Source organism: Ancylobacter sp. GW821-FHT10E12, from assembly GCF_058809335.1.
Window position 1 is genome coordinate 51141 of record NZ_JBXASN010000012.1, and the last position, 21671, is coordinate 72811.

Consider the following 21671-nt stretch of genomic DNA (forward strand, 5'->3'; position numbering starts at 1 on the left):
CGGAAACGCGAAGCAGGCACCACGTTCAGGTGCTGCCGCGTTTTCACGCCGACCGGCATCCGCGGCGCCGGAAGGCGTCCTGGAAAACGCCGTGGAAAACGCCTTGGACCTCACGGAGGACTGGCCGATGAACGCGCCTTTCGCCCCGCTCGATCCGGGCGGCGTCGACCCCGCCCGCGTCTCGGCGCTGCGCTCCGAGGTGGAGGCGCTCTATCTCGGCACCCGCCCGAAGACGCGGGCGGCGGCCGGGGCGGCGGCGCACCTGTTCGAGGGCGTGCCGATGCACTGGATGAGCGACTGGTCGACGCCGGTGCCGCTGGTGGTGTTCGAGGCGACCGGCGCGCGGCTCGTCGATATCGACGGCAACGGCTATGACGATTTCTGCCTCGGCGACACCGCGGCGCTGTTCGGCCACGGCCCGGCGCCGGTGCAGCGCGCCATCGTCGCGCAGGCGCAGCGCGGCCTCGCCACCATGCTGCCGAGCCCGGACGCGGCGGCGGTCGGCGACCTGCTGGCGGAGCGCTTCGGCCTCGCCAAGTGGCAGATCGCCACCACCGCCAGCGATGCCAACCGCTTCGCCATCCGCGCGGCGCGCGCCGCCTCCGGGCGGGCGCGGCTGCTGGTGTTCGACGGCGCCTATCACGGGGCGGTGGACGAGACCTTCGTCGAGATCGACCGCAGCGGACGGCCGGCCAACAAGGCCGGGCTGGTCGGCGAGCCGCGCGACCTCACCCAGCTGACCCGCGTGGTGCCGTTCAACGACCTCGACGCGGTGGAGGCGGCGCTGGCCGACGGCACGGTGGCCTGCGTCATCACCGAGCCGGCGATGACCAATTGCGCCATGGTGCTGCCGCAGCCGGGCTTCCATGAAGGGCTGCGCGCCCTCACCCGCCGCTTCGGCACGCTGCTGCTGATCGACGAGACGCATACGCTCTCCACCGGCCCGCGCGGCTATGCCGGCGCGCATGGGCTGGAGCCGGACCTGTTCGTGGTCGGCAAGGCGATTGCCGGCGGCATTCCGGCCGCCGTCTGGGGCATGAGCACCGAGGTGGTGGAGCGGCTGAACGCCGCCCGCGCCAGCGTGCCGCCCGGCCATTCCGGCATCGGCACCACGCTGTCGGGCAGCCCGCTGCAGCTCGCCGCCCTGCGCGCGACGCTGGAGGAGGTGGCGACGCCGGCCGCCTATGCGCACATGAACGCCATCGCCGACCGGATGCAGGCGGCGCTCAGTGCGGCCATCGGCAAGGCTGGCCTGCCCTGGCACGTGGCGCGCTGCGGCGCGCGGGTGGAAGTGGTGCGGGCGCCGAGGCCGCTCCTCAACGGCTTCGAGGCCAAGGCGGCGCATTTCAGCGCGCTGGAGGCGACGATCCACCTCGCCATGCTGGTGCGCGGCACGCTGATCTCGCCGTTCCACGACATGATGCTGGCGAGCCCGGCGACCAGCGAGGCGCAGGTCGAGCGCATGGCCGGCGCCATGGGCGAGGTGCTGGACCGGCTGGCGGGCTGACGCCCGGCCGGGCCTGGCGTTTCCCGGCGGGCCGGAAAGTCAGCCCTGCTCTGTGGGGAAGCCGGCTTCCTTCCAGGCGAGGATGCCGCCGGCCATGTGACGGTGCAGGTCGAGCCCGGCCGCCTGCGCGGCGGCGGCGGCCTTCTGCGAGCGCTGGCCGGAGCGGCAGGAGAACACCAGAATCTTGTCGCCGGCATCCGGCAGCGCCGACGCATCGAAGGTCGAGAGCGGGAAGCCGACGGCGCCGGGAATGCGCTCGGCGGCGAGCTCGTTGGGCTCGCGCACGTCGACCAGCAGCACGGTGCCCGCCTCAAGGCCGGCCTTCACGTCCTCGACCGACAGATGTTCGATAACGCCACCGAACGGATTGGGCTGCATCGCGCGCACTCCTTGAACCTGCCCTTCGACCTAATGCCGCCGGCGCCGCAGCGCAAGGGGCGCCGGGTGCGGGGAGTCGAAGGCGGGGGCGCCGAAGGCCGGCGCGTCAGCTGCCGGAGCGCGGGCGGGCCGCCACCACGCCGGCAACCAGCAGGCCGCCGCCGAGCAGCACCATCGCAGGCGGGAATTCATGGAACAGCAGGGCCGCCAGCGCCGTGCCGACCAGGATCTGCAGCAGCATCACCATCGAGATGAGGCCGGCCGGCAGCCGCCCGAGCGCGAAGGTGGTGAGCCCCTGCCCGCCGGCATGCACGATGACGCCGAGCCCGGCCACCGCCAGCAGGCCGCCCGTGCCGGCCGGGATGATGCGCTCGCCGGCCGCCAGCGCCCAGGCGAGGCAGAACACCATGCCGGCGGCGCTGGACATGAGCGCCGTCATGCCGCCGCCCATCGCCGGCTGGTCGGGCCGGTGGCGCCGCAGCAGCCGCACGAACAGCATGTAGAACGCATAGGCCAGCGCGCCGCCGATGCACAGGAGGTCACCGAGCGCGCTGCCCGGCCGGGCGCCGCCGCCGAGATTGCTGCCGACGATCAGCCCGGCGCCGGCCAGCGCGAAGGCCATCGCGATGACGAGGCCGCGGGTCGGCCGCTCGCCGAGGCACAGCCAGCCCAGCACGAAGACGAAGATGACGGAGAGATTGCCGATCAGCACGCCGTTCGCCGTGCTGGTGCGGGCAAGGCCGGCATGGAACAGCACCAGGTCGGCGGCGAAGGCGAAGCCGGCCAGCAGCAGGAGCAGCACCTGCCGCCCGGCGATGCGCGGCACCGGCTGCGCCCGGCGGCGGGCGAGCGCCTGCGCCTCCCGCCGCTCCGCCAGCGCCCACAGGGCGGTGGGGCCGAGCGAGAAGAACAGCCGCCAGAAGCCGATCGCCGCCGGCCCGACATCGGACAAGCGCACGAAGATCGGCGAGAAGCCGATGAACAGGGCCGCCAGCACCACCGCCGCGAAAGCCTGCCGGCGCAGCCGCGCCTCCTCCGCCAGCGTGACGACGGACGGGAACAGCGACGCATCGGCCATGCCTGTCGGCGACAGCGCGGCGGAAGCGGGGGGCGGCGGGGACATGGACCGGACTCGGATGTAAAGAAGAGCGGCAGGGATGGGTCCTGACCCAAGGGCCGCGGCGTCGAAACGCTCGGCTGATAGGCAATCGACCAGCAAAAATGCCTTAACACGATGCACTAAAATCGTGAAAACGAATTTAATTTGTGATTGGATGAGCAAATTCGATAGGATCGGTCCAGCAGCGGACAGCCGGATTTCACGATGCGCCATCTCGATACCGAATCGCTCGGCATGCTCATCGCCATCGTCGACAATGGCGGCTTCACCGCCGCGGCCGAGCGGGTCGGGCGCACGCAGTCGGCGGTGTCGGCGCGCATCGCCCAGCTGGAGGAAAATCTCGGCGTGCGGCTGCTGGAGCGCTCGCGGCGCGGCATCGCGCTGACCGAGACCGGCGAGCGGCTGGTGGCGCATGCCCGGCGCATGCTGGCCTTCGAGAGCGAGGCGCTGGCCGATCTCAAGGGCGGCACGCCGGAAGGCAGCGTGCGGCTCGGCATGCCGGACGATTACATCGACGCCTATTTCACCCCCGCCATCGCCCGCTTCGCCGCAGCCTATCCAAGGGTGGAGATCTCCATTCGCTGCGACCTGTCCAAGGTGCTGGAGCCGGAGGTGGAGCGCGGGCAGATCGACCTCGCCCTGTTCACCCGCGACCTCAACCGGCCGAGCGGGGAATTGCTGAAGCGTGAGAAGCTGCTCTGGCTCGCCGCCCGCGGCCACCGGCCGGAGCGGCAGGACCCGCTGCCGCTGGCGCTGTTCCCCACCGGCTGCCGCGCCCGTCCGCACATCGCCGCCGCGCTCGACGCCGCCGAGCTGCGCTGGCGCGTCGCCTGCACGTCGAACTCGCAGAGCGGCATCCATTCGGCGGTGGAGACCGGGCTGTGCATCACCGCGCTGCCGGAATGCGCGGCGCCGCCGGAATGGCGCCGGCTCGGCGCCGCCGAGGGGCTGCCGCCGCTGCCGGACAGCGAGATCGGCCTGCTGATCTCGCCCGGCGCCTCGGCGGCGGCGCGGCGCCTCGCCGACACGCTGCGCGCGGCGCTGGCGACGCCGAGCGCCGTCGCCGCCGCGTGAGGCGCAGCGGCCTCAGCCGCGCGCGACCTTGAAGCCGGCGAAGGTCTGGGCGACCGGGAAGACCTGCAGGCTGTTGATGACGACATGGCGCGGCACGGTGCAGCAGAAGAAGATCTGCTCGGCGATGTCCTCGCTGGTCAGCGCCTCGACGCCGTCATAGACCGCTTCCGACCTGGTCTCGTCGCCATGGAAGCGCACCAGCGAGAACTCGGTCTCCACCATGCCGGGCTCGATATTGGTGACACGCACCGGCGTGCCGGCGAGGTCGGACTGCAGGTTCAGCGCGAACTGCTTCACGAAGGCCTTGGTGCCGCCATAGGCGTTGCCGCCGGGATAGGCATAGTCGCCGGCGATCGAGCCGGTGAAGACGACGTGACCCTCTCCCCGCGCCACCATGCCCGGCAGGGTGGCGCGCACGGTGTAGAGCAGCCCCTTGATATTGGTGTCGACCATGTCCTCCCAGTCCTTCAGGCTCGCCTTGTGGGCGGGCTCGAGGCCGAGGGCGAGGCCGGCATTGGCGAAGACGACGTTGATGCCGGCGAAGGCCGGCGGCAGGCCGGCGAGCGCGGCGGTGAGCGCCTCGTTGTCGCGCACATCCACTTCCAGCGGCAGCAGGGCGGGGCCGAGCTCGTCGCGCAGGGCGATCAGCCGGTCGGCCCGGCGGCCGGTGGCGACGACCTTGGCGCCGGCGAGGACGAAACGCCGCGCCGTCGCCGCGCCGATGCCGGAGGTGGCGCCGGTGATCAGGACGACGAGGGTCGAGGGATCGAGCATCTGGTAGCTGGACATGGGCGCACTCCACGGCAAGGTTGCTGCACCGCACATACTCCGGCGCCGGCGCCTCGTCCACAGCGGCGGAGACGGGCCTGCCGCGCGGTTAAGGCTTCGTTGTCCAAGTTGGGGAGCCGGCGCGTGCCGCAACGGGTTGCCGCAAGGGGGCCATGCTGACGCCACGATCCTTGGCGACAAGAAATGGGTTGCACATGAAGGCGCCGGTGCCCAAAAAAGGTATCGGAGTCGGCGCAGGCTCGGTGAGAGCCCGCGGGGAGTTTGAAGTCGATGAAGATCACCGCCGTCGCCGCCGTATCCGCCGTCGCGATTCTGCTCGCAGGATGCAGCACCGCTCTCGACGGTTTCGGCGAGCCCAAGGCGGCGGCGGTCGACCCGAACCGCATCACCCCCGCCCCGACCGGCTCGGTCGAAAGCTCTCCGGTACCCCCGACCTATGGCGCGGCCGCCGCCACCGCCGACGCCGCCGTCACCCCGCGCGCCACCGCCAGCGCCGCCACCTCCGTTCCGCTGACCCCGCCCGCCGCCACCGCCCCCGGCGGCGTCGCCTATGCCGACCCAGGCGCCGCGCGCACCCAGCTCGCCGGCAACTGGAACTTCACCTGGGACAACGGCGCCAAGAGCTGCAAGGTGACGCTCTCCACCGAGCGCGGCATGTCCGGCTTCGCCGCCAATGCCGATGTCGGCTGCCCGAACGATATCTTCATGACCAAGGGCTGGGACGTCTGGGGCAACGAGATCGTGCTGCAGAACCATCTCGGCAAGGTCACCGCCCGGCTGCAGCCGGCCGGCGACGGCCGCTATGACGGCACCGCGACCGGCGATGGCGCCAGAGTGGCGCTCAGCCGCACCTGAACGGGCTCACAATCAACGCGGCGCGCCAAGGGCCCGCTTGGGTTAACCCATTGCATCGACGGGATTTTCGGCACCGTACCCCGCCCGCGCCGGCGTTGCGGCGCGTGTGATCGTCTGCCGCCCGACCTTTTTTCGGGCGAAAATGAAACAAATGCGACAGTATTCGAAATAAAATCCTGCACATCGACACTAGTGTTGGGGCTATTGCGGATGTGTTCGCGACAACACAGCTTATCTTCACAAAGTCGGGAACTTAGAGATTATCCGTGCGTTGGCACCGGGGCTGGCCCATGGTGTGCATGAGGAAAGCTGATTGATTCGCGATTCCAATCGGAGGCGGTTGTCATGCTGGGGAACGAGGGAACGATGATGTCGGCGAGCGCGATGGAGCAGAACGGGGATTTCACCTCGCGGCTCGATGAGCGCGCGACGCTGTCGCCGAGTTTTCCGCGCCGGCAGCTGGAGATGCCTTCGGTGGCGGCGCTGATGCGCAGCCATCTCGACATGGCGCGCCCGCGCACCGATGCCGAGGCGTTGCGGATCCTGCGCCAGGCGTTTCCCGCCGCGCCGCTCGCCGCCCGCGTCGCCGCCATGGCGGATCGCGCGCGCTGAGCCTTTGCGCCGCCCGTCGGCTGCCTCGATGGCTGCCCTGATTTTAAGCTTCTGCCGCCTTTGACGACGCGCTGCGCCCGGCCGCTCAATTGAGGTGGTCGGGGCGTCCCAGCGCCTTGTCGGCCTCCGCATGCGGGAAGGGCAGGCCCGCGACGACCTGCGCCTCGTGCTCGCGGGCGAGCCTGGCATAGCGCAGCACCGAGAAGGGCAGCGCCGCCAGATAGCCCACCGACAGGACGGCGAGCACCGTCCACGGCCAGGTGACCAGCACCGCCACGAACAGCACCACGCAGACGAAGAGCGGCAGCACCGCGTCGCGCGGGATGCGGCTGCCGAGCTTCTTGCCGGACCAGGCCGGCAGCCGCGATACCATGAGCAAGGCGACCGCGAGGCAGTAGAACGCCGCCACCGCCGGCGAGGCGACGAGGCGCGGCAGGCCGATCAGCTCCAGATAGACCGGCAGCAGCACGCAGATCGCCCCCGCGGGAGCCGGCACGCCGGTGAAGAAATCCGCCGCGAAGGCCGGCTTGTTGGGGTCTTCCAGCATCACGTTGAAGCGGGCGAGGCGCAGCGCGGCGCAGATGGCGAAGGCCAGCGCGGCGATCCAGCCGACCGAGCCCAGCGTGTCGAGGCCCCACATATACAGCACCAGCCCCGGCGCCACCCCGAAGCAGACGAAGTCCGACAGGCTGTCGAGCTCGGCGCCGAAGCGCGAGGTGCCCTTGAGCATCCGCGCCAGCCGCCCGTCCGCGCCGTCCAGCACCGCCGCGATGACGATGGCGCCGAGCGCCAGCTCCATGCGCCCCTCGATCGCCATGCGGATGCCGGTGAGGCCGGCGCAGAGCGCCAGCAGCGTCACCACATTGGGGATGAGGATGCGCACCGGCACCGCCTGGAAGCGGCGGCGGCGCGTCTCGGGCGCATCGGGCTCGAAGAAGTTCGACATCGGTCCGCCTCACTCACATCAGGGCACGGGAAGCTGCCGGGAGGCATTTCGTCCACCCGGCGGACGCTCCGCCCGGCAACCCGGTCCCCCGGCTTTCAATCCACCCGGAACGTCACGGCGCCGGGCAGCACGGCCGCGTCGGCCAGCACGGTCTCGCCCGCCACCGCCCGCTGGCCTTCCGCCACCAGCGGGGTGATCCCCACCGGCAGGTAGACATCGACCCGCGAGCCGAAGCGGATGAGGCCGAAGCGCTGGCCGGGCGCCAGCACGTCGCCCTCCTGCTTGAAGCCGACGATGCGCCGCGCCACCATCCCGGCGATCTGCACCACGCCGACGCGCCCGAGCGCGGTGTCGAGCACGAGGCCGGAGCGCTCGTTGTCCTCGCTCGCCTTGTCGAGATCGGCGGAGAGGAACTTGCCGGGCTTGTAGGCGATGCGCTCGATGCGGCCGGCAAGCGGCGACCGGTTCACATGCACGTCGAACACGTTCATGAAAATGCAGATGCGCGCCATGGGTTCCGCGCCGAGCCCGAGCTCCGGCGGCGGCACCGCCGGCCCGACCAGGCAGACCCGCCCGTCCGCCGGCGACACCACGAGGCCGGCGCGCAGCGGGGTGACGCGCTCGGGATCGCGGAAGAAATAGCAGATCCACACGGTGATCAGCACCGCGATCCAGCCGAGCGGCGGCAACAGCCAGAGCAGGAGCAGGGAGACCGCGACCCCGATGAGGATGAAGGGGTAGCCCTCGCGGTGGATCGGCACGAGGCCGCCGCGGATGGAATCGATGACCGACATGACCTCTCCCGCACGATGCTGAGGCACAGGTAGTGCCGCACGGGGATGGCGTCAAATGGCGGCGAGGGTCAAACCGCCGCGGAATGCGGCGCCGCGCTCACATTTTTCGGGCGGCGCGGCAAGGCGCCCTCGCGCGGCCACAGCGAGCGCTCGTCGAAGAAGCGATGCGCGTAATGGTGGCCGCGGTCCATCAGCTCGTTGATGAAGGAGGCCCGCCGGTCGAGCTTGGAGGCGTAGTCGTGCTGGGCGAGCTCGGCGTCGACGACGCGGATCTGCACATGGCGCAGCGGCCCGTGCTCGCTGACCAGCGCCCCGCCGTTCAACGACAGCAGCTCGTTCACCGTGGCGACGAAGTGCAGCTCCTGCGCCAGCGAGACATTGCCGGCGAGTTCGTTGCGGCGGTCGACGATGTCGTTCACCGTGGTCGGCACGCCGGCGCTGACGCCGGGATTGATCTGGACGACCCAGACCTCGTCGATGTCGAGGCGGATCAGCTCGCGAACCGGCGGATTGACGCTGAACAGCCCGTCCCAGAAATGGCGTCCGCGCGTATGCACCGCCTCATAGAGGCTCGGGATCGCCGCCGAGGCGAGAAGGTCGTCATAGGTGAGATCGGCGCCCTCGATGATGCAGCGCTCGCCGGACAGAACGTCGGTGGCGCCGACGAACAGCCGCGGCTCGTTGCGCCCCGCGCCCCGCGGCAGGCGGTCGAGCGGCAGGGTGCCGGCGAGCCAGCCGCGCAGGGTCGCGGCGGCGGTGGCGGGATAGTGGTAGGGGCTGAGCTCCAGCGTCCATGGCAGGTTGCCGGCGAACCGCGCGCAATAATTCGTCCACAGGTCGAGGAGATCGTCGGCCTTGGCGATGTCCCAGAAATGCTGGAGACCCGACGCGCCCTCGTCCGGCTTTCCGTCGACGAGCCCCGCCCAGGCGAATGCCGCACAGATGGCGCCGCCCGAGGTGCCGCTGAGGCCCTTGATGTCGATCTCATCCATGCGGGTCGTCAGCAGGTGCTGCAACACCCCGGCGGCGAAGGCGGCATGACTGCCGCCCCCCTGGCACGCGATCGCGACCCTGCGCCTATCCATGTGCCGCCCTCGGGGTTCGACCCATCGGAACTGCCGGCATTATGATCGCGCCGGCGGCGGCCGCAACCGTTCATTTGCCCTCAGGCGGCGGCGTCGGCCGGGCTGACGATCGGGTCGGCGAGATCGTCCTCGCCGCGGCTCAGCGTGCGCTTGGCCTCGTCGACCTCGCGCTGGCGCTCCCACATGGAGTGATAGAGGCCGCGCCGCGCCATCAGCTCGGCATGGGTGCCGCGCTCGGCGATGCGGCCGTGCTCCAGCACGATGATCTCGTCCGCGCTCACCACCGTCGAGAGGCGATGCGCCACCACCAGCGTGGTGCGCCCGCGCGAGACGCGCTCCAGCGCATCCTGGATCTCGCGCTCGGTATGGCTGTCGAGTGCCGAGGTCGCCTCGTCGAGCAGCAGGATCGCCGGGTCCTTCAGGATGGTGCGGGCGATGGCGACGCGCTGCTTCTCGCCGCCGGAGAGCTTGAGGCCGCGCTCGCCGACCTCGGTGGCGTAGCCCCTGGGCGTGCGCTTCACGAAGCCGTCGATCTGCGCCAGCTCAGCGGCGCGCTCGACCTCGGCGTCGGCGGCGTCCGGCCGGCCGTAGCGGATATTGTAGGCGAGCGTGTCGTTGAACAGCACCGTGTCCTGCGGGACCATGCCGATGGCGGCGCGCAGGCTCTTCTGGCTGACATCGCGGATGTCCTGCCCGTCCACGGTGATGCGCCCGCCCGCCACGTCGTAGAAGCGGTAGAGCAGCCGCGAGATGGTCGACTTGCCGGCGCCCGAGGGGCCGACAATGGCGACGGTGCGCCCCGCCGGCACCTCGAAGGACACGCCCTTGAGGATCTCGCGCTCGGGATCGTAGGAGAAGCGCACATCCTCGAAGCGGATGGCGGCGCCCTTCAGCGCCAGCGGCACGGCGCCGGGCTTGTCCCTGATTTCCGGCGAGCGGGCGAGGATGGCGAACATCGCCTCGATGTCGATGAGCGACTGCTTGATCTCGCGATAGATCATGCCGAGGAAGTTCAGCGGCTGGTAGAGCTGCACCATCATGGCATTGACCATGACGAAGGAGCCGACCGACTGCCGCCCGGCGCGGATGTCGAACACGCACAGCACCATCACCGCGGTGAGGCCGAGGGTGAAGATCGTCGCCTGCCCGGCATTCAGCCAGGCAAGCGAGGTGTGGGTGTGGATGGAGGCGCGCTCGTAGCGGGCCATCGAGCGGTCGTAGCGATCGGCTTCCCATTTCTCGGCGCCGAAATATTTCACCGTCTCGTAGTTGAGCAGGCTGTCCACCGCCTTGGCATTGGCGTCGGTGTCGCTCTCGTTCATCGAGCGGCGGATGCCCATGCGCCATTCGGTCATCATGAAGGTGAACAGCGTATAGGCGCCGATCATCGCCACCGCGGCGGCGGCGTAGCGCCAGTCGAACTGCCAGAGCAGAATGGCGACCACCAGCACGAATTCGAGGATGGTCGGCGCCAGGTGCAGCACCAGCATGCGCACGATGGTCTCGATGCCCTCGCGCGAGCGCTCCAGCACGCGGGTCAGCCCGCCGGTCTTGCGCTCCAGATGGAAGCGCAGCGACAGCGCGTGCATATGCTCGAAGGTTTCCAGCGCCAGCCGGCGCACCGCGTGCATCGCCACCTTGGCGAACAGCCCGTCGCGCCACTGGGTGAGGCCGGCCATGGCGACGCGGGACAGGCCGTAGCCGAGCGTGAGCATCACCGGCGCGGCGACGATCAGGCTGATCGTATCGGTGGAGATGCGGGCGCCCTCGCCCTCCGCCACCGCGTCGGTCGCCCATTTGAACAGGAACGGGGTCGACATGGTGATGATCTTGGCGGCGACCAGCAGCAGCAGGCCCCACAGCACGCGGGCGCGCAGGTCCATCCGGTCGGCCGGCCACAGATAGGGCGTCAGCCCGCGCAGCGCGACCAGCAGGCTGCCATTCGGCGACCCATCGGGTTTGGTGGATTGGCGCGACAGGGCGGTGCCGCCCTCGGGTGCGGACATGGGAACGCTTTCCGGGTGATCAGGAGCCGGCCGGCATTTCGCCGGCGGGCGCTGTGGAAATAGGACGATCGGGGCAGGCTGCCAAGGGCTCGCCGGGTTCCGGCAGGGCTGGGTTGCGCTGGGCGGGGGGCTGCGCGAGTGCGGCGACATCGGCCAGCAAAGCGGCGACCTCGGCGCCGAGCGCGGCGAGATTGTCCCGATCGAGGCAATAGCAGGAGCGCGGCCCCTCGACGGTGCCGGCGATCAGCCCCGCCTCCTTCAGCACCTTGAGATGCTGCGAGACGGTGGACTGGGCGAGCGGCAGCACCCGCACGATCTCGCCGCACAGGCAGGTCTCGCGCGTGGCGAGCGCGCGCAGGATGGCGAGCCGCGCCGGATGGCCGAGCGCGCGCAGGCGAGCCGCGAGGAGATCGTCGTCGGGCGAGGGTATCGAGGCGCAGGACATGCGGGATCGTTTATCGTCGATGGACGATGAACGCAAGCGACGGGCGGCAGAATGCCACCCTCCCCCGCTCAGGGCGAAGCAGGGCGCACGGCCGCGCGGCTTTCCGCAGCCGCACGCGCTCGTCCGCTCAGGCCGGGAGGTTCAGGCAGGGAAACTCAGGGCGGAAACTCAGGCCAGATAACGGTTGAACCAGGCGAGCGTGCGATCCCAGGCCAGCTTCGCCGCCGCCTCGTCGTAGCGCGGCGTCGAATCATTGTGGAAGCCGTGATTGGTGCCGGGATAGATATAGGCCTCGTAGGTCTTGCCGTTTTCCTTCAGCGCCGCCTCATAGGCCGGCCAGCCGGCATTGATGCCGGCGTCGAGCTCGGCGTAGTGGAGCAGCAGCGGCGCCTTGATGCGCGGCACGTCCGAGGCCGGCGCCTGCCGTCCGTAGAACGGCACGGCGGCGGCGAGTTCGGGATAGGCGACCGCCGCCGCGTTCGCCACCCCGCCGCCATAGCAGAAGCCGGTAATGCCGACCTTGCCGATGGTCGCGGAACTGGCGCGGAGGAATTCGATCGCCGCGAAGAAATCGTTCATCAGCTTGGTGGGATCGACCTGGCTCTGCAACTCCCGGCCCTTGGTGTCGTTGCCGGGATAGCCGCCCACCGACGACAGCCCGTCCGGCGCCAGCGCGACGAACCCGGCCTTGGCGAGGCGGCGCGCCACGTCCTCGATATAGGGATTGAGCCCCCGGTTCTCGTGCACCACCACCACGCCGGGTACCGGGCCCGCCGCCTTTGCCGGCCGGACGAAATAGCCCCGCACCTGGCCGTGGCCATTGGGCGAGGGATAGGTGATGTAGTCGGCGACGATGTCGGGATCGGTGAACGGCACCTGCTGGGCCAGGGCATAATCGGGGCTGAGCGAGGCGAGCAGCGCCGCGGCCGTCACGCCGCCGACGGCGAACGTGCCGGCGCGATCGAGGAACTCGCGCTTGGTGATCCTGCCATGCGCATAGAAATCGTAGAGCTCCAGCAGCTCCTGCGGGAAATCCTTCGCGGTGAGACGGGTCATTCTGTCCATTTCCCTCGTCGGCCAAGCCCCTCGTCGGCCACGCCCTCATGCGACAATAAGGACAGCAACGGCCCGGTGCGTATCAAGTTTTCGGGAGAGCCGCCGGCCTGGCCGGCGGCCGCGACGGGGATCGGGACATCGCCCTAGCGTCCGCTGCGCTGAAGCTTCTCGTAACGCTTGATGACGCGCTCGCGCTTCAGCCGCGACAGACGCTGCAGCCAGAAGATGCCGTCGAGCTGGTCGATCTCGTGCTGGTGACATACGGCGCGCAAGCCCTCGGCCTCCTCCTCGTGCCGGGCGCCCTCGATGTCCTGATAGACCACGCGCAGGCGCGCCGCGCGCTCGACCTCCTCGGTGGCCCCCGGCATCGAGACGCTGCCCTCCGCGTGGCGGATCCGCTCATCCGACGTCCAGACGATGACTGGATTGACATAGATCTGCGGCTCGGGATCGCCCGGCAGCTCGAGCGCCACCAGCCGCGCGGATACCCCGACATGACCGGCGGTGATGCCGACGCCGGGTGCGGCCCGCATCGTATCGACGAGATCGAGGGCGAGCCTGAGCAAGCCATCGTCGAACACGGTCACCGGCTCGCAGGCCCGCTGCAGGCGCGGATCGGGGAACATGACGAGGGGACGGGCGGTCATGAACAGGTCCGGGTGGTCGTGAGCGTGTCACCAATGCGCATGGGCCTCATCTCCTTGCATGTCCGTTCCTTGCATGTCCCTCGCCCCGTTCCCGCGGTCGGGAGGCCATCGCCCGGCCCGCTTCGGGTGCGGGGCGACATGCTGCATTGCACAGTCCCCGGCGCGATGCCATGATTCAGGTCGAGGCCGCATGCTTGAATGCGTCCTCCGGCCATAGCAACATGGTGAGCATGTCGAAGATCAAGAGCTTATGCGTCTATTGCGGAGCGTCCTCCGGGGACGACTCCATCTATCTCGAAGCCGCGCTGGAGCTGGGGCGCCTGCTCGCCAATGAGGAGATCCGCCTCATCTATGGCGGCGGCGGCGTCGGGCTGATGGGTGCGGTCGCCCGGTCCTGCGCCGAGGCCGGCGGCCATGTCACCGGCATCATTCCCGACTTCCTGCTCGGCAAGGAACAGGCCTTCGAGCCCGCCGAGGAGCTCATCGTCACCCGCGACATGCACGAGCGCAAAAGGCTGATGTTCGAGCGCGCCGACGCCTTCCTCGCCCTGCCCGGCGGCATCGGCACGCTGGAGGAACTGGTCGAGCAGCTCACCTGGGTGCAGCTCAACCGCCACCGCAAGCCGGTCATGGTGCTCAATGTCGCCGGGTTCTGGGATCCGCTGCTGCGGCTGTTCGAGCACATGCAGGGCTCGGGCTTCGTCAATGTCGCCCGCCCGGTGAAGCTGCTGGTCGCCCACAACGTGCGGGCGGTGATGCCCAAGCTCGCCACCGCCGTCTCGAATGTCAGCGAGAGCGAACTGCACGGCGCCGCCGCCGAGCAGGTGCTCGACCGGATGTGAGGGGCGGGAACAGGTCCCGCGACCCGCAGATCAATGCTCGCGGTCGCGGGGTGGGTTTGGATCGTTGCCCGGAGCGATGGTGTCCTTACTGCGAATCTGGCCATCGACGCCCTTGAGCGTCAGTTCTCCACCGCCCTGTTTGGCCAACATCTGACGTGCCGCAGCCTGTGCTTCGGCCTGAGTGTCGTGGACGCTCGATGCCTTATCGGCATCGTTGCGCTTGTTGACCCAATGGCCATCGGCATTTCGATAGACGGTACGATCCTGATCCTTACTCATTCCAACCTCCCGGAAGCCCGTGACAAGAATCAGAACATATCAGGAACATACGAAGAAGCAAGTGCTCGGTAGGCAAGACCGCCCTTCAGCACCGCGCTCCATGCCGGCTCTTTGGAGCGGTCGCGCAGCGTCTCCGCGCCACTTCGGAATCAGCTGTCGGCAGCCGTCCCGGCGAGGTTCTTCTCCACCGTGGTATCGCCGAGCCAGACCGCGCCGTGCAGCACGGTGTTGCGCTGGCGGGCCACGTAGCCGCGCTTCTGGAAGAAGCCGAGCGCGGTATCGCTGGCATCGGCGATGAGGCTGGTGGCGCCGCGCGCCGCGGCCAGGCGTTCGATGGCGTCGCACAGCAGCGCCGCGACGCCCTCCCCCGCGACCTCCGGGTGCACGTAGAGGAAAGCGATGACCCGGTTGTCGGCGAGCGCGACGAAGCCCACCGGCTCGCCGTCGCGCTCGGCCACCAGCGTCAGGCAGTTGGCAAGCCGCTCGGCCAGGGACGGCTCGTCGCTGAACTCCGCCGCCCAGCCATCCTGCTGGTCGGGATCGTAATCCTCGCTGGTCAGCTCGAAGATCGCGGCGGAGAGGATCGCGGCAAGCGCCGGCGTGTCGCTCGGCAGGAACGGGCGCAGGCTTGCGGCGGGACGGGCGGTGCGGTTGGCGCTCATCGCTTCGGCTCCCATGAGGTGGTGCCGTCCTTGTTGTCCTTCAGCGCCACGCCGCGGGCGAGCAATTCGTCGCGGATGCGGTCGGAGGTCGCCCAGTCGCGGTTGCGCCGCGCCTCGATGCGCGCGGCGATCTGCGCCTCCACCTCGACGGCGCCGATGTCGAGCTCCGGCGCGCGGGCGGCGCTCCACTGCGCCATGCGCGACGCCTCGAAGCCGAGGAAGGCCAGCGTGCCGCCGAGCGCCTTCTTGCCGGCATGGTCCTTCAGCCCGTGCATCTCGGCGATGGCCTTCGGGGTGTTGAGGTCGTCGGCCAGCGCCTCCAGCACCGCCGGGGCCGGGCGCGGATAGGCGTCCGGGGCGGCGGCGTCGAACCACTGCTCCAGCGTCTTCGCCGTCTCCTCCAGCCCCTTCACCGTCCAGTCGATCGGCTGGCGGTAATGCGTCTTCAGCATGTTGAGGCGCAGCACGTCGCCCGGCCAGTCGGCGAGCAGGTCGCGGATGGTGACGAAATTGCCGAGCGATTTCGACATCTTCTCGCCCTCCACCTGCAGGAAGCCGTTATGCATCCACACCTTGGCCATGATGCCGGAATGGAAGGCGCAGCGCGACTGCGCCACCTCGTTCTCATGGTGCGGGAAGACGAGGTCGATGCCGCCGCCATGGATGTCGAAGGTCTCGCCGAGATGCGCCCACGACATGGCCGAGCATTCGATATGCCAGCCGGGACGGCCGGCCACGCCGATGCCGGCGGGAGACGCCCAGCCGGGCTCGCCGGGCTTGGACGGCTTCCACAGCACGAAATCCATCGCGTCGCGCTTGTAGGGAGCGACGTCGACGCGGGCGCCGGCGATCATGTCCTCCAGCGGCCGGCGCGACAGCGCGCCGTAATCCGGCATGGAGGGCACCGAGAACAGCACATGGTCCTCGGCGACATAGGCGTTGCCGGAGGCCACCAGCCGGTCGATCAGCGTGCGCATCTCGGCGATGTGCTCGGTCGCGCGCGGCTCGACATCGGGGTGGAGGACGCCGAGCGCCTCGAGATCGTCGTGGAACTGCGCCTCGGTGGAGAACGTCACCTTGCCGATCGCCTCGTTGAGGTCGAGGCCGGGGAATTCGCTGGCGGCGCGGGCGTTGATCTTGTCATCCACGTCGGTGATGTTGCGCACATATTTGACATGGGCCGGCCCATAGAGGTGGCGCAGCAGCCGGTACAGCAGATCGAACACGATCACCGGGCGTGCATTGCCGATATGGGCGAGGTCGTAGACGGTCGGGCCGCAGACATACATGCGCACCAGCGCCGGATCGAGCGGCGCGAAGGCCTCGCGCTGGCGCGTGAGCGTGTTGTAGAGCCTGAGCTCGGGCAGAGCGGTTCCCGAATTTTCTGCCCCGGACGCTGCCGACATATGTTCGCCTTCCCTCATGCCGCCGGAAATGCCCGCGATGGGTGTTCGCGGGGGCGGCCGCGCGTCTTGTTCCGTTTGCACGGCCGCGTCAAGGCCGCGGCATGACGCGGCCGTTCCCGATTGACGGCGGTGGGGTCGGAGGGCTATCCACACGCCGAATTCGACGCGCGGTTCGCTCAGCCGTGAATCTTTAGCGTCGGCTTAAACTTTTTGTCGTCCTCTGCGTTGTCCGCTCGCCACCAACGAGCACTCCCGCAGAAGTAGCCAGCCATGCGCGTCGCCCCCATGATCCGTACCGCCTTCTTCGCCGCCGCCCTCCTCTTCGCGCCCACGCTCGCCATGGCCGAGGAAGCGGACAACATCTTCGTCGTCGACATGTCGGACGGCTACGGAATCGACAGCTGCGTCGCCGCCGGCGGCGTCTGCGGGCAGGCCATCGCCGATGCCTGGTGCCGGGTGCACGATTTCGAGCGCGCGGTGAGCTTCGGCAAGGTGAAGACCGACGCCATGCCGGTCTCGGTCTCGGCGAAGTCGGTGCGCACCACCAGCGATACCGTCGCCATCACCTGCAAATAACGCGGCTGCACGTGACGCGCTAACCCCCTCGGGTCGGCGCGCGAAACCGGCCGACGCCCGGATTTTGAAGCCGCCCGCAGCCGAACGCCGCGGGCAGCTTCGCTTTTCGACGCGGCGTTCCGATGCCTACAGGGCTCTTGCGCCTACCGGCCGGCGCGGGCCAGCCCGTGCGCCACCAGGCGGTCGATGACCTCGGCATAGTCGACGCCGCTCGCCGCCATCGCCTTGGCATACATGCTGATATCGGTGAAGCCGGGGATGGTGTTGAGCTCGTTGAGCAGGACCCGCCCGTCATCGGTCAGGAAGAAATCGACGCGCGCCATGCCGTCGCAGCCGACCGCCCGGAACGCATCCGCCGCCACCTCGCGCACGAGGCTCTCCATGCCTTGCGGCAGTTCGGCCGGCACCTTGATGACCGCGCCGTCGGCGTCGATATATTTCGCGTCGTAGCTGTAGAAACCGTGGCTCTCGGCCGGCACGATCTCGCCGGGACGCGAGACGAACAGCCCGCCGTCGACATCCTCCAGCACGCTGCATTCGATCTCGCGGCCGCGGACGAACTCCTCCGCGAGCAGCTTGGTGTCGTATTTGAAGCCTTCCGCCAGCGCCGCCTCGAATTCATCGGCGCTCGCCACCTTGCTGACACCCACCGAGGAACCCTGCCGCGCCGGCTTGACGAAGACCGGCAGCCCGAGCTCGGCCTCGACCGTGGCGAAGGAGGGCGGAGAGGACGCGTGTATGGCGATCGACCGCGCCGTCGCCACGCCGGCCTCGCGCAGCAGCCGCTTGGCGATATCCTTGTCGAGCGCGGTCGCCGAGCCGAGAATGCCGCAGCCGACCAGCGGCACGCGGGCGACCTCGGCCAGCCCCTGCACCGCGCCGTCCTCGCCGTGCATGCCGTGCAGCACCGGAAACAGGATGTCGATCGGCGGCAGGTCATGGGCGGCGCCGTCGGCCGGGAGGCCGATCATGCGTCCGCGCCCGCCGGGCACCAGGCAGAGCTCGGTCCCGCCCGCAGGCTTCGACAGCCTGCCGTCTTCGAACGCGCTCAGCAGCCAGAGCCCGTCACGGGTGACGAAGACCGGCACCGGGTCGTAGCGGGCGGGGTCCAGCGCGCGCATGACGTTGGTCGCCGACAGCACCGAGACGTCATGCTCGGGCGAGCGTCCGCCGAACAGCACGGCGATGCGAAGCTTGGCGGCGGCGGAGTGATCGGTCACGGAAACGTCCCCGGAAGTTCTGGTTTACCGGCCGCGACCGGATGCGTGCGGAAGCGGCCGCATCACGCGGCTGGCGGCGATTGAGGGTCCGGGATCGTCACCAAATCGTTAAGGCGCGACAAAACGCCCGCCGCCGACGCCCGGCCGTCGCGCGGCCTATCTGACGAAATCGGCGCAGCGCGGCGCCTCGGTCTGCGCGCCCCAGGGCATGACCGGCACGCTGGTGGTGGAGTTCTTCGGGCTGCCGTCGATCAGCTTGTCGGAATAGACGATATAGACCAGCACGTTGCGTTTGACGTCGCAGCCGCGCACGATCTGCATCTTCTTGAAGATCAGCGAGCGGCTCTCGCGATAGACCACCTCGCCCTGCTCGAACTTGCCCTTGAAGGCGATCGGCCCGACCTGCCGGCAGGCGATGGAAATATCCGACACTTCCTCCGCCACCCCGAGCATGCCGGAAACGCCGCCCTTTTCCGGCACCGTGTAATAGCAGGCGACCCCCTCCGCCACCGGATCGTCGATGGCATAGGTGGCGAGCTTGTCGTCCGGGGTGAGGAACTTCCACACGGTGGATTTCTTGAAAATCAGGTCGGGGCCGTCGGCCCGCGCCGCAGTGGACAGGCCCGCGCCGAGGCCAAAACCGAGCACGGCGGCGACGAGCAGGGCAGAGAGGCGGCGCATGTTCATGGACTTGTGTCTCCAAAGCCGGGGCGAGCGTGATATGGGGAGCGCCGCGGCGCATACAACGCGCCGGCCCGCTTCGCGCGCCAGGGCGTCCGCCGGTACGATTTCCGGCGGGCTTGCCTCGGCGGACGGATGCGGGTTCAAACTTTGGCCAATCTCGCCGTGCCTTGTGCGCGGAACCTTGGATTCGCGCGCCGACAGGCCGAATGGCCGTGACGCGCAGGGACAGTACCGACCGATGACCGCACGCGCCTCCCATATCAGCGCCCGCCCGTTGCGCTCCGCCCTCGCCGCCGCGCTCGCGCTGCTGACCCTGAGCGCGGGCTCCGCCCCGGCGCAGGGCCTGCCGCCCGGCAATGTCGGCGGCGGCGAGGCGGCCGGCGCCTGCATCCGGCTCGAAGGCCAGCTCGCCCAGCTCGACAATGGCGGCGGTGGCGGCCAGCGCGATCTCGGCCCGGTCATCGCCCAGCAGCAGCAGGACATTGCCGACCTGACCGCGCAGGTGCGCCAGCTCGGCTGCGACAAGCGCGGCTTCCTCATCTTCCAGCCGCAGCTGCCGCCGCAATGCGAGGGCCTCAACCGCCGGCTCACCCAGGCACGCTCGGCGCTCGACCGCACCATGATCGACGCGCGCGGCCAGCGCAGCGGCAATGACGAGCAGCGCCGCCAGCTCATCTACGCCCTGGCGCAGAACAATTGCGGCCCGCAATACCAGGCGGCGCTCGGCCAGCCGCAGGGCGGCGGCGGCGCGCGCAGGCCGCGCAATTTCTTCGAGCAATTGTTCGGCGTGCCCGGCGCGCCGGAGGAAGAGGCCGGCCCGCTCGACGTGCAGCCGCTGGAAATGCCGAAGGTCTCGTCCTATCGCACCGTGTGCGTGCGCACCTGCGACGGCTTCTTCTTTCCGATCTCCTATGCCGGCTCCCCGGCCCGCTTCGGCCAGGACGAGGCGCAGTGCCAGCGCCAGTGCCCCGGCACCGAGGCGCGGCTGTTCGTCTATCGCAATCCCGGCGAGAATATCGAGAACGCGGTGAGCGTCAGCGGCCAGACCTACATGTCGCTGCCCAACGCCCTGCTGTTCAAGAAGCAGTATTCCGCGGCCTGCTCCTGCCGTCCGGCGGGCATGAGCTGGGCGCAGGCGCTGAGCAGCGAGACCGACGCCACGCTGCGCAAGGGCGACATCGTGGTGACCGAGGACGCCTCGCGCGAGATGGCGCAGCCGCGCCCGGCGACCCCGCCCGGCACGCCGGCCCCCAAGAGCCAGGCGCCCAAGGTGCAGCCGGCGCCGGTGCCGCAGCCGCAATAGGCAGTTCAGGCGGCAGGATGTTCGGGCGGCGAGATGCTCAGGCGGTCTTGCCGAGCAGGCGGGCCCGGGCCTTCTCGCGCCCGATCAGCGGCAGCAGCGCCTTCAGCTCCGGCCCGCTCCCGGCGCCGGTGAGCGCGGCGCGCAGCGGGTGGAACAGCTCCCGCCCCTTGCGGCCGGAGGCTGGCTTCACCGCCGCCAGCCAGTCGGCATAGACCTCGCCCGCCCATGGCTCGGGCGGCAGCAGGCGCGCCGCCTCGGCGAGGAAGCCGGCATCCTCCGCGCCGATCACCGGCGCGACCGGACCTTCCACCACACGCCACCAGCGCGCCGCATCGTCGAATCTCGACAGATTGCCGCGCACCGCCAGCCAGAACGGCTCGCCGCCGCCGACGCCCCGCACTTCCAGCCGCTCCGCCACCGCGGCGAAGGGCAAGATGTGCAGCGTGCCGGCGGTCAGCGCCGCGACATCGGCCGGGTCGAAGCGGGCGGGAGCGCGGGAGATCGCCGAGAAATCGATCTTCGCGGCCAGTGCGTCGAGATCGGCGGCCGGCTCCACCGCCAGCGAGGTGCCGGTGAACAGCGCCAGCGCCGCCACCGCCAGCGGCTCCGCCCCCTCCTCGCGCATGGCGCGCAGCGACAGGTGGCCGAGCCGCTTCGACAGCCCCTCCCCGCTCGGCAGGGTGAGCAGGTTGTGATGGCCGAAAGCCGGCACCGCGCCGCCCAACGCCTCGATAATCTCGATCTGCACCGCGGTATTGGTCACATGGTCCTCGCCGCGCACCACATGGGTGACGCCGAGGTCGATATCGTCCACCACCGAGGGCAGCGTGTAGAGATAGGAGCCGTCGCCGCGCACCAGAACCGGGTCGGACAGCGCCGAGGTATCGACATTCTGCGGCCCGCGCACCAGGTCGTCCCATGCGACCGCGCGCCCCTGCAGCCTGAAGCGCCAGTGCGGCCGGCGCCCCTCGGCCTCCAGCCGGGCGCGGTCGGCGTCGTTGAGGGCGAGCGCGGCGCGGTCATAGACCGGCGGCAGGCCACGCCGGCGGCGGCTGAGGCGGCGGGCCTCCAGCTCCTCCTCGGTCTCGTAGGCGGGATAGAGCCGGCCGAGCGCCTTCAGCCTGTCGACCGCGGCATCGTAGAGCGCGGTGCGCGCCGACTGCCGCTCCACCCGGTCCGGCACGATGCCGAGCCAGGCGAGGTCCTCGCCGATGGCGTCGGCGAAGGCGGCGGTGGAGCGGGCGGTGTCGGTATCGTCATAGCGCAGGATGAAGCATCCGCCCTCGCGCCGGGCATAGAGCGCGTTGTAGAGCGCGGTGCGGGCGTTGCCGACATGCAGGAGGCCGGTCGGCGAAGGGGCGAAGCGAAGCGTGGGAGCAGTCATG

At 69.8% G+C, this 21671-nt stretch carries 23 protein-coding genes; 7 read left to right on the forward strand and 16 right to left on the reverse strand.

Going from position 1 to position 21671, the window contains the following annotated elements:
- Positions 1–127: 127 nt before the first annotated feature.
- Positions 128–1507, forward strand: coding sequence for a transaminase (locus AC1RU4_RS16885; protein ID WP_492892405.1), 1380 nt, complete (start codon positions 128–130; stop codon positions 1505–1507).
- A 39-nt stretch (positions 1508–1546) separates the two neighbouring features.
- Here AC1RU4_RS16885 and AC1RU4_RS16890 read toward each other — a convergent pair whose 3' ends face one another.
- Entirely contained in the window at positions 1547–1885 is a 339-nt protein-coding gene (locus AC1RU4_RS16890; RefSeq protein WP_492892280.1) for a rhodanese-like domain-containing protein, read from the reverse strand.
- 106 nt (positions 1886–1991) lie between these two features.
- A complete protein-coding gene (locus AC1RU4_RS16895) occupies positions 1992–3008 on the reverse strand; it encodes a DMT family transporter (protein WP_492892281.1) in 1017 nt (338 codons plus the stop codon).
- A gap of 201 nt (positions 3009–3209) precedes the next feature.
- On the opposite strand from AC1RU4_RS16895, the gene AC1RU4_RS16900 reads away from it, so the two are divergent.
- Positions 3210–4079: a LysR family transcriptional regulator gene (locus AC1RU4_RS16900; protein WP_492892282.1), complete on the forward strand. Its 870-nt coding sequence runs from the start codon at positions 3210–3212 to the stop codon at positions 4077–4079.
- A gap of 12 nt (positions 4080–4091) precedes the next feature.
- Here the strand turns inward: AC1RU4_RS16900 and AC1RU4_RS16905 are convergent, their stop codons facing one another.
- On the reverse strand, positions 4092–4868 hold the full coding sequence (locus tag AC1RU4_RS16905) for an SDR family NAD(P)-dependent oxidoreductase (protein ID WP_492892283.1): 777 nt from the start codon (positions 4866–4868) through the stop codon (positions 4092–4094).
- A 270-nt stretch (positions 4869–5138) separates the two neighbouring features.
- On the opposite strand from AC1RU4_RS16905, the gene AC1RU4_RS16910 reads away from it, so the two are divergent.
- Both AC1RU4_RS16910 and AC1RU4_RS16915 read left to right on the forward strand, forming a co-directional pair.
- Positions 5139–5723: a protease inhibitor Inh/omp19 family protein gene (locus AC1RU4_RS16910; protein WP_492892284.1), complete on the forward strand. Its 585-nt coding sequence runs from the start codon at positions 5139–5141 to the stop codon at positions 5721–5723.
- A gap of 345 nt (positions 5724–6068) precedes the next feature.
- The gene (locus AC1RU4_RS16915; RefSeq protein WP_492892285.1) at positions 6069–6335 is read left to right on the forward strand and encodes a transferase; all 267 of its coding nucleotides are present in this window, start codon (positions 6069–6071) and stop codon (positions 6333–6335) included.
- An 85-nt stretch (positions 6336–6420) separates the two neighbouring features.
- Here the strand turns inward: AC1RU4_RS16915 and pssA are convergent, their stop codons facing one another.
- The 7 genes from pssA to AC1RU4_RS16950 form a co-directional block, all read right to left on the reverse strand.
- Positions 6421–7281 (reverse strand): CDP-diacylglycerol--serine O-phosphatidyltransferase, encoded by an 861-nt coding sequence (pssA, locus tag AC1RU4_RS16920; protein WP_492892286.1) that lies wholly within the window; start codon positions 7279–7281, stop codon positions 6421–6423.
- A 95-nt stretch (positions 7282–7376) separates the two neighbouring features.
- The gene (locus tag AC1RU4_RS16925) at positions 7377–8075 is read right to left on the reverse strand and encodes a phosphatidylserine decarboxylase (protein ID WP_492892287.1); all 699 of its coding nucleotides are present in this window, start codon (positions 8073–8075) and stop codon (positions 7377–7379) included.
- Positions 8076–8143: 68 nt separating this feature from the next.
- The gene (locus tag AC1RU4_RS16930) at positions 8144–9160 is read right to left on the reverse strand and encodes a patatin-like phospholipase family protein (RefSeq protein ID WP_492892288.1); all 1017 of its coding nucleotides are present in this window, start codon (positions 9158–9160) and stop codon (positions 8144–8146) included.
- A gap of 80 nt (positions 9161–9240) precedes the next feature.
- On the reverse strand, positions 9241–11166 hold the full coding sequence (locus AC1RU4_RS16935; RefSeq protein WP_492892289.1) for an ABCB family ABC transporter ATP-binding protein/permease: 1926 nt from the start codon (positions 11164–11166) through the stop codon (positions 9241–9243).
- 19 nt (positions 11167–11185) lie between these two features.
- Entirely contained in the window at positions 11186–11611 is a 426-nt protein-coding gene (locus AC1RU4_RS16940) for an ArsR/SmtB family transcription factor (protein ID WP_492892290.1), read from the reverse strand.
- 168 nt (positions 11612–11779) lie between these two features.
- Positions 11780–12667 (reverse strand): YghX family hydrolase, encoded by an 888-nt coding sequence (gene yghX / locus AC1RU4_RS16945; protein WP_492892291.1) that lies wholly within the window; start codon positions 12665–12667, stop codon positions 11780–11782.
- Between the two features lie 143 nt (positions 12668–12810).
- Positions 12811–13314: a peptide deformylase gene (locus AC1RU4_RS16950; RefSeq protein ID WP_492892292.1), complete on the reverse strand. Its 504-nt coding sequence runs from the start codon at positions 13312–13314 to the stop codon at positions 12811–12813.
- Between the two features lie 230 nt (positions 13315–13544).
- On the opposite strand from AC1RU4_RS16950, the gene AC1RU4_RS16955 reads away from it, so the two are divergent.
- Positions 13545–14156, forward strand: a complete 612-nt coding sequence (locus AC1RU4_RS16955; RefSeq protein ID WP_492892293.1) for an LOG family protein — start codon at positions 13545–13547, stop codon at positions 14154–14156.
- A 30-nt stretch (positions 14157–14186) separates the two neighbouring features.
- Here the strand turns inward: AC1RU4_RS16955 and AC1RU4_RS16960 are convergent, their stop codons facing one another.
- The 3 genes from AC1RU4_RS16960 to cysS form a co-directional block, all read right to left on the reverse strand.
- A complete protein-coding gene (locus tag AC1RU4_RS16960) occupies positions 14187–14435 on the reverse strand; it encodes a DUF2188 domain-containing protein (RefSeq protein ID WP_492892294.1) in 249 nt (82 codons plus the stop codon).
- 149 nt (positions 14436–14584) lie between these two features.
- Entirely contained in the window at positions 14585–15097 is a 513-nt protein-coding gene (locus AC1RU4_RS16965; protein ID WP_492892295.1) for a GNAT family N-acetyltransferase, read from the reverse strand.
- Positions 15094–16503 carry a cysteine--tRNA ligase gene (gene cysS / locus AC1RU4_RS16970; protein WP_492892296.1) on the reverse strand — a complete coding sequence of 470 codons (1410 nt, stop codon included), beginning with the start codon at positions 16501–16503 and terminating at the stop codon, positions 15094–15096. Before cysS ends, AC1RU4_RS16965 begins: the two co-directional genes overlap by 4 nt.
- 270 nt (positions 16504–16773) lie before the next feature.
- Between cysS and AC1RU4_RS16975 the strand changes: the two genes are divergently transcribed.
- Positions 16774–17079 (forward strand): hypothetical protein, encoded by a 306-nt coding sequence (locus tag AC1RU4_RS16975; protein WP_492892297.1) that lies wholly within the window; start codon positions 16774–16776, stop codon positions 17077–17079.
- 143 nt (positions 17080–17222) lie between these two features.
- On the opposite strand, the gene AC1RU4_RS16980 is transcribed toward AC1RU4_RS16975, so the two are convergent.
- Together AC1RU4_RS16980 and AC1RU4_RS16985 are read right to left on the reverse strand one after the other, a co-directional pair.
- Positions 17223–18299 (reverse strand): D-alanine--D-alanine ligase family protein, encoded by a 1077-nt coding sequence (locus AC1RU4_RS16980; RefSeq protein ID WP_492892298.1) that lies wholly within the window; start codon positions 18297–18299, stop codon positions 17223–17225.
- Between the two features lie 156 nt (positions 18300–18455).
- On the reverse strand, positions 18456–18986 hold the full coding sequence (locus tag AC1RU4_RS16985) for a CreA family protein (protein WP_492892299.1): 531 nt from the start codon (positions 18984–18986) through the stop codon (positions 18456–18458).
- 235 nt (positions 18987–19221) lie between these two features.
- Between AC1RU4_RS16985 and AC1RU4_RS16990 the strand changes: the two genes are divergently transcribed.
- On the forward strand, positions 19222–20286 hold the full coding sequence (locus AC1RU4_RS16990; protein WP_492892300.1) for a DUF2865 domain-containing protein: 1065 nt from the start codon (positions 19222–19224) through the stop codon (positions 20284–20286).
- A gap of 37 nt (positions 20287–20323) precedes the next feature.
- On the opposite strand, the gene AC1RU4_RS16995 is transcribed toward AC1RU4_RS16990, so the two are convergent.
- The gene (locus AC1RU4_RS16995) at positions 20324–21670 is read right to left on the reverse strand and encodes a glutamate--tRNA ligase (protein WP_492892301.1); all 1347 of its coding nucleotides are present in this window, start codon (positions 21668–21670) and stop codon (positions 20324–20326) included.
- Position 21671: the final 1 nt, after the last annotated feature.

Bases quoted from the DNA above. Each gene is read 5' to 3' on its own strand.
- AC1RU4_RS16925 (WP_492892287.1), bottom strand. From the start codon at position 8,075: ATGTCGGTCATCGATTCCATCCGCGGCGGCCTCGTGCCGATCCACCGC.
- AC1RU4_RS16960 (WP_492892294.1), bottom strand. From the start codon at position 14,435: ATGAGTAAGGATCAGGATCGTACCGTCTATCGAAATGCCGATGGCCAT.
- AC1RU4_RS16995 (WP_492892301.1), bottom strand. From the start codon at position 21,670: ATGACTGCTCCCACGCTTCGCTTCGCCCCTTCGCCGACCGGCCTCCTG.
- AC1RU4_RS16895 (WP_492892281.1), bottom strand. From the start codon at position 3,008: ATGTCCCCGCCGCCCCCCGCTTCCGCCGCGCTGTCGCCGACAGGCATG.
- AC1RU4_RS16950 (WP_492892292.1), bottom strand. From the start codon at position 13,314: ATGACCGCCCGTCCCCTCGTCATGTTCCCCGATCCGCGCCTGCAGCGG.
- AC1RU4_RS16930 (WP_492892288.1), bottom strand. From the start codon at position 9,160: ATGGATAGGCGCAGGGTCGCGATCGCGTGCCAGGGGGGCGGCAGTCAT.
- AC1RU4_RS16985 (WP_492892299.1), bottom strand. From the start codon at position 18,986: ATGAACATGCGCCGCCTCTCTGCCCTGCTCGTCGCCGCCGTGCTCGGT.
- AC1RU4_RS16915 (WP_492892285.1), top strand. From the start codon at position 6,069: ATGCTGGGGAACGAGGGAACGATGATGTCGGCGAGCGCGATGGAGCAG.
- AC1RU4_RS16940 (WP_492892290.1), bottom strand. From the start codon at position 11,611: ATGTCCTGCGCCTCGATACCCTCGCCCGACGACGATCTCCTCGCGGCT.
- AC1RU4_RS16965 (WP_492892295.1), bottom strand. From the start codon at position 15,097: ATGAGCGCCAACCGCACCGCCCGTCCCGCCGCAAGCCTGCGCCCGTTC.
- AC1RU4_RS16890 (WP_492892280.1), bottom strand. From the start codon at position 1,885: ATGCAGCCCAATCCGTTCGGTGGCGTTATCGAACATCTGTCGGTCGAG.
- AC1RU4_RS16935 (WP_492892289.1), bottom strand. From the start codon at position 11,166: ATGTCCGCACCCGAGGGCGGCACCGCCCTGTCGCGCCAATCCACCAAA.
- yghX (WP_492892291.1), bottom strand. From the start codon at position 12,667: ATGACCCGTCTCACCGCGAAGGATTTCCCGCAGGAGCTGCTGGAGCTC.
- cysS (WP_492892296.1), bottom strand. From the start codon at position 16,503: ATGTCGGCAGCGTCCGGGGCAGAAAATTCGGGAACCGCTCTGCCCGAG.
- AC1RU4_RS16885 (WP_492892405.1), top strand. From the start codon at position 128: ATGAACGCGCCTTTCGCCCCGCTCGATCCGGGCGGCGTCGACCCCGCC.
- AC1RU4_RS16955 (WP_492892293.1), top strand. From the start codon at position 13,545: ATGTCGAAGATCAAGAGCTTATGCGTCTATTGCGGAGCGTCCTCCGGG.
- AC1RU4_RS16900 (WP_492892282.1), top strand. From the start codon at position 3,210: ATGCGCCATCTCGATACCGAATCGCTCGGCATGCTCATCGCCATCGTC.
- AC1RU4_RS16905 (WP_492892283.1), bottom strand. From the start codon at position 4,868: ATGTCCAGCTACCAGATGCTCGATCCCTCGACCCTCGTCGTCCTGATC.
- AC1RU4_RS16975 (WP_492892297.1), top strand. From the start codon at position 16,774: ATGCGCGTCGCCCCCATGATCCGTACCGCCTTCTTCGCCGCCGCCCTC.
- pssA (WP_492892286.1), bottom strand. From the start codon at position 7,281: ATGTCGAACTTCTTCGAGCCCGATGCGCCCGAGACGCGCCGCCGCCGC.
- AC1RU4_RS16910 (WP_492892284.1), top strand. From the start codon at position 5,139: ATGAAGATCACCGCCGTCGCCGCCGTATCCGCCGTCGCGATTCTGCTC.
- AC1RU4_RS16990 (WP_492892300.1), top strand. From the start codon at position 19,222: ATGACCGCACGCGCCTCCCATATCAGCGCCCGCCCGTTGCGCTCCGCC.